General features: G+C 74.5%; 13 protein-coding genes and 2 tRNA genes. 5 read left to right on the forward strand and 10 right to left on the reverse strand.

The features are described 5' to 3' along the window. Positions 1–26: 26 nt before the first annotated feature. From ACNHYB_RS05605 to ACNHYB_RS05645, 9 genes are all read right to left on the reverse strand, one after another. The gene (locus tag ACNHYB_RS05605; protein WP_418277418.1) at positions 27–1,700 is read right to left on the reverse strand and encodes a GTPase; all 1,674 of its coding nucleotides are present in this window, start codon (positions 1,698–1,700) and stop codon (positions 27–29) included. Continuing rightward, positions 1,697–3,799, reverse strand: coding sequence for an ABC transporter (locus ACNHYB_RS05610; protein ID WP_418277419.1), 2,103 nt, complete (start codon positions 3,797–3,799; stop codon positions 1,697–1,699). The genes ACNHYB_RS05605 and ACNHYB_RS05610 overlap by 4 nt, the downstream gene beginning before the upstream one ends. 82 nt (positions 3,800–3,881) lie before the next feature. Beyond that, complete coding sequence (locus ACNHYB_RS05615) at positions 3,882–4,832, reverse strand: phosphotransferase family protein (protein ID WP_418277420.1); 951 nt, start codon at positions 4,830–4,832, stop codon at positions 3,882–3,884. A 186-nt stretch (positions 4,833–5,018) separates the two neighbouring features. After that, the gene (gene ettA / locus ACNHYB_RS05620; protein ID WP_418277421.1) at positions 5,019–6,701 is read right to left on the reverse strand and encodes an energy-dependent translational throttle protein EttA; all 1,683 of its coding nucleotides are present in this window, start codon (positions 6,699–6,701) and stop codon (positions 5,019–5,021) included. A gap of 101 nt (positions 6,702–6,802) precedes the next feature. Beyond that, complete coding sequence (locus ACNHYB_RS05625; RefSeq protein ID WP_418277422.1) at positions 6,803–7,357, reverse strand: single-stranded DNA-binding protein; 555 nt, start codon at positions 7,355–7,357, stop codon at positions 6,803–6,805. 53 nt (positions 7,358–7,410) lie between these two features. Next, the gene (locus ACNHYB_RS05630) at positions 7,411–8,994 is read right to left on the reverse strand and encodes a GTPase (protein WP_418277423.1); all 1,584 of its coding nucleotides are present in this window, start codon (positions 8,992–8,994) and stop codon (positions 7,411–7,413) included. Next, complete coding sequence (locus ACNHYB_RS05635; RefSeq protein ID WP_418277424.1) at positions 8,991–10,646, reverse strand: GTPase; 1,656 nt, start codon at positions 10,644–10,646, stop codon at positions 8,991–8,993. Before ACNHYB_RS05635 ends, ACNHYB_RS05630 begins: the two co-directional genes overlap by 4 nt. Before the next feature lie 72 nt (positions 10,647–10,718). Next, the gene (locus tag ACNHYB_RS05640) at positions 10,719–11,039 is read right to left on the reverse strand and encodes a DUF3467 domain-containing protein (protein WP_418277425.1); all 321 of its coding nucleotides are present in this window, start codon (positions 11,037–11,039) and stop codon (positions 10,719–10,721) included. A 120-nt stretch (positions 11,040–11,159) separates the two neighbouring features. Further along, a complete protein-coding gene (locus ACNHYB_RS05645) occupies positions 11,160–12,335 on the reverse strand; it encodes a PEP/pyruvate-binding domain-containing protein (protein WP_418277426.1) in 1,176 nt (391 codons plus the stop codon). A 58-nt stretch (positions 12,336–12,393) separates the two neighbouring features. Here ACNHYB_RS05645 and ACNHYB_RS05650 point away from each other — a divergent pair, with 58 nt between their 5' ends. Next, positions 12,394–12,789 (forward strand): DNA-binding protein, encoded by a 396-nt coding sequence (locus ACNHYB_RS05650; RefSeq protein WP_418277428.1) that lies wholly within the window; start codon positions 12,394–12,396, stop codon positions 12,787–12,789. Further along, positions 12,786–13,421 carry a transcriptional regulator gene (locus ACNHYB_RS05655; RefSeq protein WP_418277429.1) on the forward strand — a complete coding sequence of 212 codons (636 nt, stop codon included), beginning with the start codon at positions 12,786–12,788 and terminating at the stop codon, positions 13,419–13,421. The genes ACNHYB_RS05650 and ACNHYB_RS05655 overlap by 4 nt, the downstream gene beginning before the upstream one ends. A 32-nt stretch (positions 13,422–13,453) precedes the next feature. Here the strand turns inward: ACNHYB_RS05655 and ACNHYB_RS05660 are convergent. Beyond that, positions 13,454–13,526: transfer RNA gene (locus ACNHYB_RS05660), tRNA-Arg, on the reverse strand. Positions 13,527–13,739: 213 nt separating this feature from the next. Between ACNHYB_RS05660 and ACNHYB_RS05665 the strand changes: the two genes are divergently transcribed. The 3 genes from ACNHYB_RS05665 to ACNHYB_RS05675 all read left to right on the forward strand — a co-directional run bounded on the left by ACNHYB_RS05665 (position 13,740) and on the right by ACNHYB_RS05675 (position 14,826). Beyond that, entirely contained in the window at positions 13,740–13,994 is a 255-nt protein-coding gene (locus tag ACNHYB_RS05665) for a hypothetical protein (protein WP_418277431.1), read from the forward strand. Positions 13,995–13,999: 5 nt separating this feature from the next. Then, positions 14,000–14,638, forward strand: coding sequence for an oligoribonuclease (orn, locus tag ACNHYB_RS05670; RefSeq protein WP_418277432.1), 639 nt, complete (start codon positions 14,000–14,002; stop codon positions 14,636–14,638). 112 nt (positions 14,639–14,750) lie between these two features. Then, positions 14,751–14,826, forward strand: a tRNA-His gene (locus tag ACNHYB_RS05675). Positions 14,827–15,054: the final 228 nt, after the last annotated feature.

Genomic DNA, 15,054 nt, shown 5'->3' on the forward strand with positions numbered 1-15,054 from the left:
GTGGCCGACGGCGTCCGACGCCGGGCTCAGGCGGCCGCCGTGCGCGCCGCGGCCCGGCACGTCGCCAGCGCGTCCAGCTCCTCGGCCACGGGTCCCCGCACCTGTTCCACCGCGACCGCGACGACGGACTCCCGCAGCCGGCGACGCACCCGGGCCGCCCGCCGTCGGGCACCGATCGCGGCGACGCCGCGCGAGACCAGCGCGAGCAGCAGACCCGCCAGGATCCCGCCGATCGCCAGCACCGTCGGCCAGGGAACGTCGAGGGTGCCGCCGCCCCAGCGCGTGAGGTCGAGGGTGAGGTCGGGGGTGAGCAGAGGCGGGAGCTGGAAGTACGCGAGCAGCGCCCCGACGCCGAGCCAGGCCAGGCCGAGCACGGCGGCCGCCAGGAGGACCCACTGCAGCACGCCCACCGCCCGCCACCAGAACGGCCGACGCTCCGCCTCCAGCCGGGTGGAGGCCACCGCCAGGTCGAGCGCGTCCGGCAGGCTCTCGGTGGCCCGGGTGCCCTTCTCGCGCACGGTCAGCACCCAGGCGTCCGGCGCACCGCCGGCGACCTCGTCGACGTAGGCGCGCACCGCCGTCGCCGTCGCGGCACGCACGCTCGGTCGGGCCTGCGGCAGGGACGTGTGCTGCAGGTCCGGGCGCTCCACCGGCACCCGCACGTCGTCGCGCCGCAGCCCCAGCCGTCGCAACGGGTCCTTGCGGAGACCCGCGATCCAGCGGGTCACGGGCCAGCCTGTCGCCAGGTGGGCGTCGCGCCGGGCGGAGGACCGCACGGCCGCCACCACGGTGGTCACCCCGGCAGCGTCCTCCAGCGCGTCCACGAGAGCCCCCTGCGCGCGGTCGGCGCCGCGGGCCGACGGCGCCTGACCGCAGGCCGCCACGACCTGACCGGCGACCGCCTTCACGTCCGCGGCGAGCCGCGTGGTCGCCGCCTGGCGGCGTCGGGCGGCGTCGGCGAGCAGGCCCCGCAGGGTGTCGACGCCCTCCCCCGTGCGGGCCGACACGGCCAGCACCCGGGCCCCCGCCAGGCCGTCCGCCGCGACGAGACGCTGAAGGTCCGCCAGCACGGCCGTGCGGTCCTGGGGCGTGAGGCGGTCCACCTGGTTCAAGGCGACGACGACGACCTCGGCACGTCCGGCGAGGGGACGCAGGTAGCGCTCGTGCAGCGCGGCGTCGGCGTACTTCTGCGGGTCCACCACCCACACGAGCAGGTCCGCGCGCTCCACGAGCCGCTCGGCGCGCACCCGGTGCTCCACGACGACGGAGTCGTGATCGGGCAGGTCGAGCAGCACCAGACCGGTGGAGATGCCCGCCGGGACCCGGCCGCGCCGCAGCCGGGAGCCGGACGGCTCCGCCTGCGGCGGATCCATCTCGTGACGGCGGCGCACGTCCAACCAGTCCAGCAGCTCCTCGGCGCCGTCGCCCCACACCGCCGCCAGCGCGTGCGACGTCGTCGGGCGCTGGAGGCCGGGCTCCGCGAGCTGGGCGCCCGCGACGGCGTTCAGCACGCTCGACTTGCCCGATCCCGTCGCACCGGCGAGCGCCGCGACGGTGTGGTCGGCCGACAGCCCGCCGCGTTCCCGCGCCCGCCCCACCACGGCACGGGCAGCACCGACGAGCTCGGGGTCGAGCCGGCCGTGACCCGCCTCGGCCGCCTGCTCCAGAGCGGCGGTGCGGGTCGCGAGGTCGGGCTTCATGCGTCGTCCTCCTGGCGGCGCCGGCGGCGCCAGAACGGGCGCCGTGATCGGGTCGGGTCCTTCGCCGGCACGGCTGCGGCGGCCGCGCGTGACGTCCCGGCCACCGCGCCGGGCCCCAGCGGGATGCCGTCCGGGCTGGTCGGCGGGCGGAACGTGCCGGCGCCGCGCAGCAGCCCGCCGCTCCACGGACGCGTCAGCCCGTCGGCACCCGTGGTGCGCAGGGAGCGCTCACCGCGGGCCGCGTCCGCCACGGCCCGGGCCGCCTCGCGCAGCCGGTCGCCGTGCAGGGCCTCGGTGCCGAGCGCGTCGAGCTGGGCGGTGTACCGGGCCCCCTGGCCGCGCAGCACCGCGTCCACACGCGCCGTGAGCCGGTCCTTGGCCTGCGCCGCGAGCCGCCGGACGGCGTCGTCCCCGAAGACGGCCTCCAGGAGCTTCTGGGCGACCACGGCCGTACCGCCCGCGATGCCCACCTCCAACCCGGTGAGTCCCGCCGTCGAGGCGAAGACGACGACCATGAGGCTCACCCCGAGGGCGTTGACACCGAACGACAGCGCGCGCGCCGTCCCGCGCCGCGACCCACCCTGCTCCCGGACGAGGGCGAGCACGTCGCCCTGCCAGGCCCGCACGGCGCCGGCGACCTCGGGGCGCAGGTTCGGCGCGGTGCGGGACAGCTCGAGGCCGTCGAGCAGCCCCGCGCCGGCCGGGTCGCCGCGCCAGTCGGCGTAGGTCCGTTCGGCAGCCTGCTCGGCGGCGTCGAGCACCACCGACTCCAGACCGTGCGCGATGGCCTGCTCGACGTGCGGCGCCTCCTTCGGCCGGCCCCGGAAGAAGCGTCCGACGGCGTCGCGCACCTTGCCGACACCCTCCTCGACCGCACGGAAGAACTCGCCCGTTCCGATGAAGTCCTGCCATCGGGCGAGCACCTCGCCGCGCAGCAGCGCGCCGTCCGACGTGGCCGCCTCCACCTGGCGCAGCGCCTCGGCGTGGTGCCGCTCCACGGCGTCCCGCAGCCGGGCGTCGGTGTCGTGCTGGACGTCGGCCGCGGCCGCCAGGGCGTCGGTGCGTCGCACGAGGTCGTCGACGACGCCGTCGCGCGTCGCGGTGATGACCCGCGCCCGCGAGTCCGGGTCGCCGCCGAGCCCGGACAGCCAGGTGGCCAGCTCCCCGACGGCCGCCTCCGGCAGCAGCCCGTCCGTGAGCTGGTCCTCGCCCTGGGCCTCCGGGACGACGAACAGCGCCGCCTCCCCCAGTCCGTGCTCCGCCATGAGCCGGCGCAGGTCGCCGGCGACCTCCTCCGTCCCCGGGTCCACCCGGTCCAGCACCATCGCGACCTGGGCGTGGCGCTGGGCCGCCGAGATCAGCAGGTCCCAGGGCACGGCGTCGGCGTACCGGGCGGCCGTGGTGACGAACAGCCACAGGTCGGCCGCGGCCAGCAGTTGGGCGGACAGCTCACGGTTCGCGGTCTCGACCGAGTCGACGTCGGGCGCGTCGAGCAGCGCGAGCCCCTGCGGCAGGCTGGCGCTCGCGACGAGCCGCAGGGCGCGGCCGTCCGCGCCGCCGCCGCTCGTGCGTGCCAGACCGGGCAGCACCCGGTCCCCGCTGAACCAGCGTGCGTCCAGGGGGTGGTGCACCAGCACCGGGGAGCGCGTGGTGGGCCGCAGCACGCCGGGGGTGGTGGCCTGCTCGCCCAGCAGGGAGTTGACCAGCGTGGACTTCCCGGCGCCCGTGGATCCGCCGACGACGACGAGCAGCGGCGCCCGCTCGGCGCGCAGCCGCGGCAGGAGGTAGTCGTCGAGCTGGTCGACGGCCCGGGCCAGGTCCGTGCGCGCGTGGTGCACGCCCGGCGCGTCCAGCGGCAGGTGCAGCGCACCCAGACGGCCGCGCAGGGTGTCCAAGGCGTCCACGAGCGCCGCGGTCCCGGAGTCCGGCGTGAGCGCCGAGTTCGCGGAGACCGGCCCGCGGGCCCGCGCCCGGGCACGGGCCTCCTCGGCCGCGCGCTCGGGACCCGTCGCCGCTGGCGGCTCCTGACCAGCACCGGGACGGTCGCCGCCGGCCGTCGGCTCCTCGGCGTGGTCTCCCAGCGGGCCGGTGTCGGTCATGTGCCCAGTGTGCCCACTTCGGGCGTTCCGTGCAGCAACCCCTGCCCCGCCGTGTCGCCCGCCCGCCGCCGCTGGGCCGCGTTCAGGAGCCCAGGCGGCGGCGCAGCCACGCGACCGACGCCTCGCCCTGCGCCCGTTGGAAGGCCCGCAGGTGCGGGATGCCCGGCGGGGGCGCATCCAGGGACGACGCCACGAAGTAGCCAGCGAGCGCCACCAGCACGGCCGTCACCGCGTCGTCCTCGGTGCCCTGCGGCAGCGGGTGCCGGGCCAGGACGACCTCCGGCGCAGGACCGCCGCCGGCGTGGACCGCCGGCAGCATCGCCACCAGGTCGACGAACGCGCAGCCGCGACCGGCGTACGGCCAGTCCACGGCCACGGCCCACAGCCCTTCGCCCTCGCCGAGCAGGACGGCGTTGTCGCCGCGCAGGTCCCCGTGCACGAGGGCGTCACCCCGCACGGCGTCGGGCACGTCCTGCTCGATGGCGGCCAGGGCGTCGAGATTCGCGGCGAACCACGGGTCGTAGGTCGCCAGCCCGGCGGGCCGGGCGTCGGCGAGCCCGGCGACGTGCGTGTGCGGCAGCTCGTCGATCAGCTCGGGCAGCAGTCCGGGTGCGATCCGGTGCGTGCCGATCTCCAGGGCGAGCCGCGCGACGGCGTCGAGATCGACGCCGACCAGCGGCGTGCCGGGCGTGCGACCGGCGACGGCGTCGAACGCGATCGCGACCCATCCGCCGTCGTCGTCGATCTCCAGCGCCCAGCGGGCCTGCGGCGCGGGCGTCCCCGCGGGCAGGACGGCGAACCGCTGGACCTCCTGGCGGTAGACCCGCGCCGAGAACTCGTGCTCGACGGCGACCGCCTTGACGAAGACCGGGCCGTCGGGCGTCATCAGCGTCGAGGCCAGGCCCGGGGAGTAGCCGCCGTCGTGGCTCGTGGCGCCGGTGACGCGGGCTCCGAGCCGTTGCTCGATCGCGGCCCGCACGCCGCGCGGCAGGGCGGACCAGGTCGGACGGCGGCGAGCGGCGGTCGAGGTCATGCGCCGACCCTGCCGTCCTCGCCCGCGGTGTTCAAGGACGATTGCCCCGCGATGCGCAACCGCCGGGTCCACCTCCGGTCCACGTCCGAGTCCGGGTCCAGGTCCGGGTCCGGGACGCACGACGCCCCCACGACCTCGCGGGTCGTGGGGGCGTCGGGACCGCGGTGCGCCGGACCTGCGGGAGGGTCAGTCGCGCGTGAGGCGACGGTAGGTGACCCGGTGCGGGCGTGCGGCGTCCGCACCGAGGCGCTCGACCTTGTTCTCCTCGTAGGACGCGAAGTTGCCCTCGAACCAGTACCAGTTCGCCGGGTCCTCCTCGGTGCCCTCGTAGGCGAGGATGTGGGTGGCGACCCGGTCGAGGAACCACCGGTCGTGGGAGACCACGACGGCGCAGCCCGGGAACTCCAGCAGCGCGTTCTCCAACGAGCCGAGGGTCTCGACGTCGAGGTCGTTGGTGGGCTCGTCCAGCAGCAGCAGGTTGCCGCCCTGCTTGAGCGTGAGCGCCAGGTTGAGGCGGTTGCGCTCACCACCGGACAGCACGCCGGCGGGCTTCTGCTGGTCCGGTCCCTTGAACCCGAACGACGCCACGTAGGCGCGCGAGGGGATCTCGACGTTGCCGACCTTGATGAAGTCCAGCCCGTCCGAGACCACCTCGAACAGCGTCTTCTTGGGGTCGATGCCGCCGCGCGACTGGTCGACGTAGGAGATCTTCACGGTCTCGCCGACCTTGAGGTCGCCGCCGTCGAGCGGCTCCAGCCCCACGATCGTCTTGAACAGCGTCGTCTTGCCGACACCGTTGGGGCCGATGACGCCGACGATGCCGTTGCGGGGCAGCGTGAACGACAGCCCGTCGATGAGCTGACGCTCGTCGAAACCCTTCTGGAGCTTGTTCGCCTCCAGCACGACGCTGCCCAGCCGCGGGCCCGCGGGGATCTGGATCTCCTCGAAGTCGAGCTTCCTCGTGCGCTCGGCCTCGGCAGCCATCTCCTCGTAGCGGGCCAGACGCGCCTTGGACTTGGTCTGACGGCCCTTGGCGTTGGACCGCACCCACTCCAGCTCCTCCTTGAGGCGCTTGGCGAGCTTCTGGTCCTTCTTGCCCTGGACCTGCAGACGCTCCTGCTTCTTCTCCAGGTAGGTCGAGTAGTTGCCCTCGTACGGGTAGAGACGGCCGCGGTCGACCTCGCAGATCCACTCCGCGACGTGGTCCAGGAAGTACCGGTCGTGGGTGACGGCGAGGATCGCGCCGGGGTACGTCGCCAGGTGCTGCTCGAGCCACAGCACGGACTCGGCGTCCAGGTGGTTGGTGGGCTCGTCCAGCAGCAGCAGGTCGGGCTTCTCCAGCAGCAGCTTGCACAGCGCGACACGGCGTCGCTCACCACCGGACAGCACGGACACGTCGGCGTCCGGCGGCGGGCAGCGCAGCGCGTCCATCGCCTGCTCGAGCTGGGAGTCGAGGTCCCAGGCGTCCGCGGCGTCGATCGCCTCCTGCAGCTCGCCCATCTCGGCCATGAGGGCGTCGAAGTCGGCGTCCGGCTCCGCCATCAGCGCGGAGATCTCGTTGAAGCGGTCGAGCTTGGCCTTGATCGGGCCGACCGCCTCCTCGACGTTGCCCAGGACCGTCTTGTCCTCGTTCAGGGGCGGCTCCTGCAGCAGGATGCCCACCGAGTAGCCCGGGGACAGCCGTGCCTCGCCGTTGGACGGCTGGTCGAGCCCGGCCATGATCTTCAGGATCGTGGACTTCCCGGCACCGTTGGGGCCGACGACGCCGATCTTGGCGCCGGGGTAGAAGTTCAGCGACACGTCGTCGAGGATGACCTTGTCGCCGTGCGCCTTGCGCGCCTTGTACATGGAGTAGATGAACTCAGCCACTGGCTCGTTTCCACCGTTCGATCGCGCTGTGTGTGGGGTCACGGCAGGCACGGCGGAGGACCGGCGTGCAGCCGGTCCCCCAGCCTACGCGACAGGTCGTCTCAACCCCCGGCGGGAACGAGCACCGGGTCCTCCACCTCGCCGTCGGCGGTCAGGACGGACGGGTCGGTCATGGCCTCGAAGGCGTCGTCGCCGCGCTGGTCGTCCTCGGTCCTCTCGCCGTCCTCCGCCCGGGGTGAGGAGGTGTCCCAGGGGGACGGTTCCGGCGCGCCCGCCGGTCGCGGGGCTGCGTCGTCGCGCACCTTGGCGAAGCGGGTCCAGCCACGCGTCGCGTCCGGGCCGACGGCGTCGGCGTCGACGACGAACGCATAGCGCGCACGCCCCTCGCGGTCCGTCCACTCCTCGGTGGACAACCGCCCGGTCAGCACCACGGGCTGACCCTGGACCAGCGACTCGCAGACGCTGCGCGCGGCCGCACGGAACGCCTTGACGGTGAACCACGTGGTGGCCCCGTCGCGCCACTCTCCGGACGTCGTGTCCTTGACGCGACGGGTGCTCGCCACGCGAAAGCTGGTCCACGGCACCTTGTTGGCGGACACGTGGAGCTCGGGGGTCGTGCCGACGTAGCCGGTCACGGTGACGGTGGCCTCGCTCATGATTCCTCCTGGGTCGCATCCGGTCGGCACGGCGCCGACCGGTGCGCCCAGCGTCACGTGGAGGCGGGCTCGCGGTCCTGGGGGTCGGTGGAATCTGTGGACGCGGTCTTCAGGTCACGGGCTGTGGGCAGCCGTACCGCACCGGTGAGCGGCTGCGCCGACGGCATCTCCCGCGCGGCGAGCGCCGACTCGCGGACCTGCCGGTGCTCGACGAGCACCCGCTGGGTCGGCTCGCCCAGGTGCTCCACGAGCACCCCTCGCAACGCCTCGCGACCGTCGCGCCGCACCTGCGCCGTCCGGCGTGCCGCGAGACGACGTCGCAGCACCCCGCGCGCCACCTCCAGCGCGCCCGCCACGACCAGCAGGAGCACGCCGCCCCCGACCAGCACCGCACCCCAGGGCGACTCCCACGGCACCACACCCACCAGGGCCAGCACCCCGACGACGCCCAGCACGAGCCCCGCGGCCGCGCACACCCACGCCCCCTGGCGCAGCGCACGCGACGACGACGGCCCCCGCACCTCGAGGTCCACCTCGCGCAGCGCCGCCACGATCGAGGCCCGCAGCCGGTCCGCGCCCGCCACCGACTCGGCGAGCGAACGCTGCCAGCCCGGACGCAACGAGGCCCCGGCGCGGGTCAGCCAGCGTGCCCTCGACAGGGCGATCGCGTCACGGTCCGGCACGGGCAGCTCCGGCATGCCGTACCCGTTGCGCACCGCGGCACCGACCTGGTTGGCGACCTGGTCCAGACCCGTGGCCTGCACCACGGGTTCCAGCTCACGGTCCACGGCGGCGTCCAGCTGCCAGGGCACGTCCGCAGGGACCTGCGTCAGCAGCGCGCCGGCCGCGGCGTCGAGCTCGGCCGCCGCCCGCCCGGCAGCGACCGAGCGTCGGGCGCAGGCCTCCTCGAGGATCTCGCGCACCCGCGCGATGCCCTCCCCGGTGCGCGCCGACACCGGCTGCACGTGCACGCCCTCCAGGCCGTCGTCGGCGAGCAGGCGGCCCAGGTCGTCCGCGAGGTTCTCGCGCTGGCCGTCGGGGACCGTGTCGATCTGGTTGAGCACGACGACCATGGAGGACTCGGAGCCGACCTGGTCGCGCAGGTAGCCCGAGTGCAGGGCGTCGTCGGCGTACTTCTGCGGGTCGACGACCCACACGAGCAGGTCCACCAGCGGCAGGACCCGGTCCACGACCTCGCGGTGCGCGGGCTCCACCGAGTCGTGGTCGGGCAGGTCCAGCAGCACCAGACCGCTCAGCGCACGTGCCCCGTCGCCCTCCAGGTCCTCGCTGTGGGTGATCCGCCGCTCCCGGTCGACCCCGATCCAGTCGAGCAGGGGCTCCGCCTCGCCCGACCACGCGCAGGCGGTGACGCGCGCCGTCGTCGGCCGCTTCACCCCGACGTCCGCGAAGGTGAGACGGGAGATCTTGTTGAACAGGCTGGACTTGCCCGAGCCGGTGCCCCCGGCGAACGCCACGACCGTGTGGTCGACGCCCAGGGCGAGACGTTGGCGCACGCCCTCGACCGCCGTGCCCACCCGCTTCGACGTCGCCTGGTCCAGACGGGCGCCCGCCAGCGTCAGGGCGGCGGCGAGGTCCTCGGTGCGCGCCCGCAGGGTCGCGTCGTGCGAGGTCGTCATGTGAGTCTCCTCAGCTCGGCGAGTCGCAGACGCAGCGCCGTGGCGGCGTCGTCCGCGAGATCAGGCCCGTCCAGGACGTCGCGCACCGCGGCGATCTCGCCGTCCACGACGGCGGCGGCCCGGTCCACCAGGTCGGTGGCGAGCGCCTCGGTGTCGGGTGCGACGGCGTCGCCCAGCACCCGGCCCAGCAACCGGGCGGCGTCGTCGCTCCCGGCGGAGGCGGCCAGCAGCAGGGTCGCGAGCCCGCGCGCCCCGAACGCCTTCGCGGCGGCGACGACACGTTCGTCCGCCTGGCCCGCCAGGCGCTCCTCGACCCGACGGTCGGCGCCCTCGACCCAGCCGGCCACGGTGCGCGGCACCGTCTCCTCGCGCGCGGCGGAACGTGCCTGCGCGTCCGGGGCGACCCACGACCCTCCCGGCGGGGCGGACGGACCCGCGCTCACGGCGCGCAGCCGGTCCTCCACGCGGGCGCCGGACGCGGTGAGCGTGCGTCCCGCGGCGGCCACGACGTCGTCGCGCAGGAGGTCCAGCGCCGTCGAACGGCTCCGTCCCGCCCGTCGGGTGCTGCGCACCCGGCCGCCCTTGACCTTGACGCGGTCCACCCCGGCGGTGCCGGACAGCTCGCGCCAGCGGGCCTCCACGGACGCGCCCGCCACGACCCCGGCACGCACGGCGTCCTCGGCGAGCCGGCGTGCCGCGGGCACCTCGGCGTCGACGGCGCGGCGCAGCGTGGTGGCGGCCTGCGCCTGGGCGTCGACGGCGTCGGCGAGCGTCGTCACCCAGGCGGGCAGCGCCGCGAGGGATCCCTTGAGGGTGCGCACGACGACGGCGCGGGAGCGGTCGGGCCCGGCGAGCATGTTCAGCCAGCGCTTGACGGGCGCGACGACGTCGTCCTCCAGCAGACCCTCGTGCGGGCCGACGTCCGGCACGACGAACAGCGGGGTGTCGGTCATCCCGTGGTGACGCAGCCGCGCCATGAGGTCCCCGCGGATGGTGGCGAGGTCGGACCGCGGCACCCGGTTGAGCACCATGGCCACCGACGCGCCGCGCTCGGTCGCCCGCGACAGCGCCTGCCAGGGCAGCGCGTCACCGTAGCGCGAGGCCGTGGTGACGAAGAGCCACAGGTCCGCACCCTCGAGGAGCTGGTGCGCGATCGTGCGGTTCTCCGCGTCGAAGGAGTCCAGGTCGGGGGCGTCGAGCAGCGCGGTGCCGCGTGGCACCCCGGCGTGGTGGACCACGCGGGACAGCTGCGTCATCGGCCCGTCGGCGATGACGTCGACGTCGGCCGGGTTGAACGCGATGACCGGCTCGCGCGTCGTGGGACGCAGCACACCGGCCCGCGAGACCTCTTCGCCGAGCAGCGAGTTGTACAGGGTGGACTTGCCGGCGCCCGTGGAGCCCGCCACGACGACGACGGCCGGCGAGCTGAGCTCGACCAGGCGCGGCAGCAGGTGCTCGTCGAGCTGGGCGAGCAGGCGGTCGCGGGAGGCGAGGGCGTCCCCGGCACCGTCGATCGGCAGGGGCAGCCGGACGGCGGCGACGTCGCGGCGCAGGTCCCTCGCGACGTCGTGGACCGTCAGCCCGAGCTCGGCGGTCGCGTCGGCGTCGCGCCCACCACCGAGAAGTCGGTGGACGCGCGGAGTGGATGTCACGCGCTCATCCTGGCGTGCGATGCGATCCCTGCCAAACGCGCACGCCGGACGTGTCCGGTATCGGACCCTGCCTCAGCCCTCCAGCGCGGAACCGTCGGCCTTGCGTCCCGTCTCCCGCTCCCACGCGTCGAGCTGCTGGGTGAGGGCCCGCGCAAGCTCGAACACCTGCTGCGGGGGGATGCGTACCCGGGACACGACCCGCGCCGGCATGACCCGCCCGCCGGTCTGCGTGCCGGTCGACGCGTCGACCGCGGGCTTCGGCGGCGACTTGGCGGCCAGGAAGTCCACGACGAACGACGTCGACGTGTGCCACACGGAGGCGAAGTCCGCCGGGACCCCCGTCTCCTGGTCGCTGGGCAGGTCGACCTGGAGCTTGAGCTCGGAGCTGGCCATGACGGTCCTCTCGGTGGTGGTCCGGGGTAGCGGTGCGGGTCGTTCGACCGTACCTCGCAGGGGTCGACGCCGACGGCGGTGCGCCGAGCGGGGACGATCGAGGCGAGCGCCCCTCGACCCTCAGGCGACCGTCAGCTCGACGCTGCCCGTCGCACCGTCGATCGTGACCCGGACGCCGTCGCGGATCGCGGTCGTGGCGCCCGCGACACCGAGGACGGCGGGGATGCGCTGTTCGCGGGCGACGATCGCGGCGTGGGAGAGCACTCCCCCGGTCTCGGTGACCACGCCACCGACGATGCGCAGCAGCGGTGTCCAGGCCGGGTCGGTGAGCGGACAGACCAGGATGTCGCCCGGCCGGACCCGGGAGAAGTCGGCGGGGCCGGCGACGATCCGGGCGGTTCCGGTCGCGATGCCGCGGCCGGCCGGCGTCCCGGTCAGCGACGCACCCGGCTCACGGGGTCCAGGAGGCGCTGACGGTCCGGACCGAGCCGGTGGGAGCGCAGCGGTGACCGGCCGGGCCTGCAGCAGCCAGAGCCGACCGTCCGCGAGCGCCCACTCGACGTCCTGCGGCCCGCCGAGCCGTGCGGCCACGTCGTGCCCGAGGCGGACGAGCCGGGTGACGGCCGCGTCGTCGAGCGCGGGTCTGCGACGCTCGGCGGTCGGCACGTCGCTCACGACCAGCCCGGTGGACGACGGTGCGGTGTCACGGTCGAGGCGGGTCCGCTTCTCCCCGACCGTGCGCGTGATCGTGCCGTCGGCTTCGACGCGGTAGGCATCGGGGGTGACGGTGCCCTCGACGACGCTCGGCCCGAGGCCCCAGGAGGCCTCGACGGTGGCGGCTCCTCCTGGCGCGGCGGCGGTGAACAGGACGCCGGAGACCTCGGCGTCCACGAGGCGTTGCACGACGACGGCCATCGTCGGCACCTCTCGGGAGCTGTCGGTGGCCCCGGTGCCGCGGTAGGCGACCGCACGAGGCGAGTGCAGCGAGTCCCAGCACGCGACGATCGCACGGGCGACGTGCTCGACGCCGCTCACCGCGAGGACGCTCTCGTGCTGACCTGCTGCCGACCGATGGCCGGTGTCCTCGCCGGTCGCCGAGGAGCGCACGGCCACGGGCCCGTCGCCGACGCCCTGCAGTGCCGGTGCGAGCACGTCGAGCGTCAGGGTCGTGCGGTGGGCCTCGAACGGGACGACGAACCCGTCAGGCACCGGGAACCCCGCGCGCAGCAGCGCGCCGAGCACGCCGGCCTTGGGACCGCAGGTGGCCGCCACAGCGTTCCGGAGAGGAACGATCATCCAGGGCGCCCTTCAACACTTCATTGACAACGACCTGTTGATTCTTCAGGATCGACGCATGGAACGCAAGCATGGCGACGCGAACACCGTCGCCACCGACCACGCCCGGGCGCGACGCGAGCAGGACGCGAAGGACCACCTGCTCGCGCTCGGGGCCGACGCGCTGGCTCGCCGGCCGTGGCGCCCGGCGCCCGTCCCGCCGTCCGACGTCGACCTCGCCCACTTCGGGCTCTGGCGGTCCCCCGGGTCGACCTCCGCGACCACGCTGAGCGCCCTCGCGCTGCTGCCCGCGGCACGGGCCGAGGTCGACGCGCTCGAAGCGGGCCTGCTGTTCACGGCCCGCAGCGACGGTGCGACCTGGGCGCAGATCGCCGACGCGATGGGGTTCAACTCCCCGCAGGCCTGCCAGCAGCACTTCCATCGCCTGGCCGCCAGGACGGGCGCCCGGCCATGACCCGGACGTCGACCACCGCCCTGCTCGCCCTGCACGCCGTCCGCATCAGCGGCTTCGCCGACACCCCCGTGCTCGCCGGTCGGTTCGGGCTCGACCCGACCGAGACGTCCGAGGTCCTGAAGGATGCGGAGGCCCACGGCTGGGTGGTTCGCACCGGCTTCGCCGGGATCGAGGGCTGGTCCCTGACCGATGCGGGCCGCCAGGAGAACGAACGCCAGCTCGCCGCCCAGCTCGACCTGACCGGCCGAAGGGACGAGGTCCGCGCGGTCCACCGCGAGTTCCTGCCGCTGAACGCCCGGCTCCGACAGGCCTGCACCCACTGGCAGCTGCGCCCTGCGCCCGGCGACCGGCTCGCCACCAACGATCACGCCGACCCCGCCTGGGACGCCGACGTCCTGGCCGAGCTCGCCGCCGTCGACCGCGCGCTCGCCCCGCTCGCCCGGCGCCTCGGCGCCGTCCTGGAACGCTTCACCGGCTACGGCACCCGATTCACGACCGCCCTGCACCGCGCCGAAGCGGGTGGTCACGGCTGGGTCGACGGCGGCGACGTCGACTCGTGCCACCGGGTCTGGTTCGAGCTCCACGAAGACCTCGTCGCCACCCTCGGCATCCAGCGAGGCGCGGGCACCTAGGGCTCAGCGAGGCGCTGAGCACACAGGGAGGGTGCCCCCAGCAGGACTCGAACCTGCAACCTACGGATTAGAAGGCCGTTGCTCTATCCATTGAGCTATGGGGGCTCGCGCCCGACCGGGCAGGGCGCGCGCCCATAGTAGCCACCGGGCGCGAACCCACGGACGTGACGCCGCCCCTGCCTGATTAAATGCCGTGCTTCGCGACGGCGCTCCAGGCATCCTGGAAGCACACCGCGGTGGCGTCCGCCGGCCAGATGCCGGCGGCCGGGTGGTCCTTCGGCCAGGACCGAGCAACCCACGTCACGAAGGACGACTCTCATGCAACCCCTCGAATGGGCGACCCAGTTCCGGGTCACCCACGACGAGCTGGTCGCCGAGGCCCAGAGGTACCGACGAGCTCGCGCCGCACAGGCGGCTCGACGGTCCCTGCGGGTCCGGCGCACGGCTCCGGCCCACCTGCTGACGGCACGCCACCGGTGGTGGCACGGCACCGTCGAGCTCCTGCACCGCCTGTGGTCGCCGCGCCCGGCGACGGCGCAGCACGACCGCGCCACGGCGCGGAACGTAGGCTGACGTCCGTGAGCCCGAGCAACCCGAACGAACGCATCGTCTGGATCGACTGCGAGATGACCGGCCTCGACACCAGGGCGGACGCCCTGGTGGAGGTTGCGGCCGTCGTCACCGACTCCGAGCTGAACGTGCTCGGGGACGGTGTCGACGTCGTCATCCGTCCTCCTGCCGAGGCGTTGGAGCAGATGAACGACTTCGTGCGCGAGATGCACACGAGGTCCGGGCTGCTCGACGAGCTCGACGCCGGCACCACGCTCGCCGACGCCGAGGCCCGCGTGCTCGCGTACGTGCGCGAGCACGTGCCGGACGCCGGCAAGGCCCCGCTGGCGGGCAACTCGGTGGGCACGGACAAGATGTTCCTCGACCGGGACATGCCCGAGCTCACCGGCCACCTGCACTACCGGATCATCGACGTGTCCAGCGTCAAGGAGCTGGCCCGGCGCTGGTTCCCGCGCGTCTACTTCGCCTCGCCGTCCAAGGACGGGGGCCACCGCGCCCTGGCCGACATCCTGGAGTCGATCGACGAGCTCCGCTACTACCGCGAGGCCCTGTTCGTGGCGCAGCCCGGCCCGGACACCAGGACCGCGCGAGGGATCGCCGAGCGCGTCAAGGAGACGTCCGTCACGAAGCACGTCCCGACCCCGTGACCGCCGGTCCCGATGTCGGGACCACGGTCGGGAGCATGTACACTTTTCGACGGCCCGGTGCTGAGGTTTCTGCGTCGGCATCGAGGTCGCGTGGCGTCGTCACGACGCCGTGGTGGCTATAGCTCAGTCGGTAGAGCGCCTGGTTGTGGTCCAGGAGGTCGCCGGTTCAAGCCCGGTTAGCCACCCCACCAGCACGAGGCCCGGACGTCCGCGTCCGGGCCTCGTCGCGTTCGGGCCTCGTCGCGTTCGGGCCTCGTCGCGTTCGGGCCTCGTCGCGTTCGGGCCTCGTCGCGTTCGGGCCTCGTCGCGTTCGGGCCTCGTCGCGTTCGGGACCACCTGCCCGTCCCCCCGCCGCCTCGCGCGTGTCGGTGGTGTGTGATCGGCTAGGACGTCGACGACGCAGCCACGGGAGGCGC

It is taken from the genome of Isoptericola jiangsuensis (genome assembly GCF_048320105.1).
Classification (GTDB): Bacteria; Actinomycetota; Actinomycetes; order Actinomycetales; family Cellulomonadaceae; genus Isoptericola; species Isoptericola jiangsuensis_A.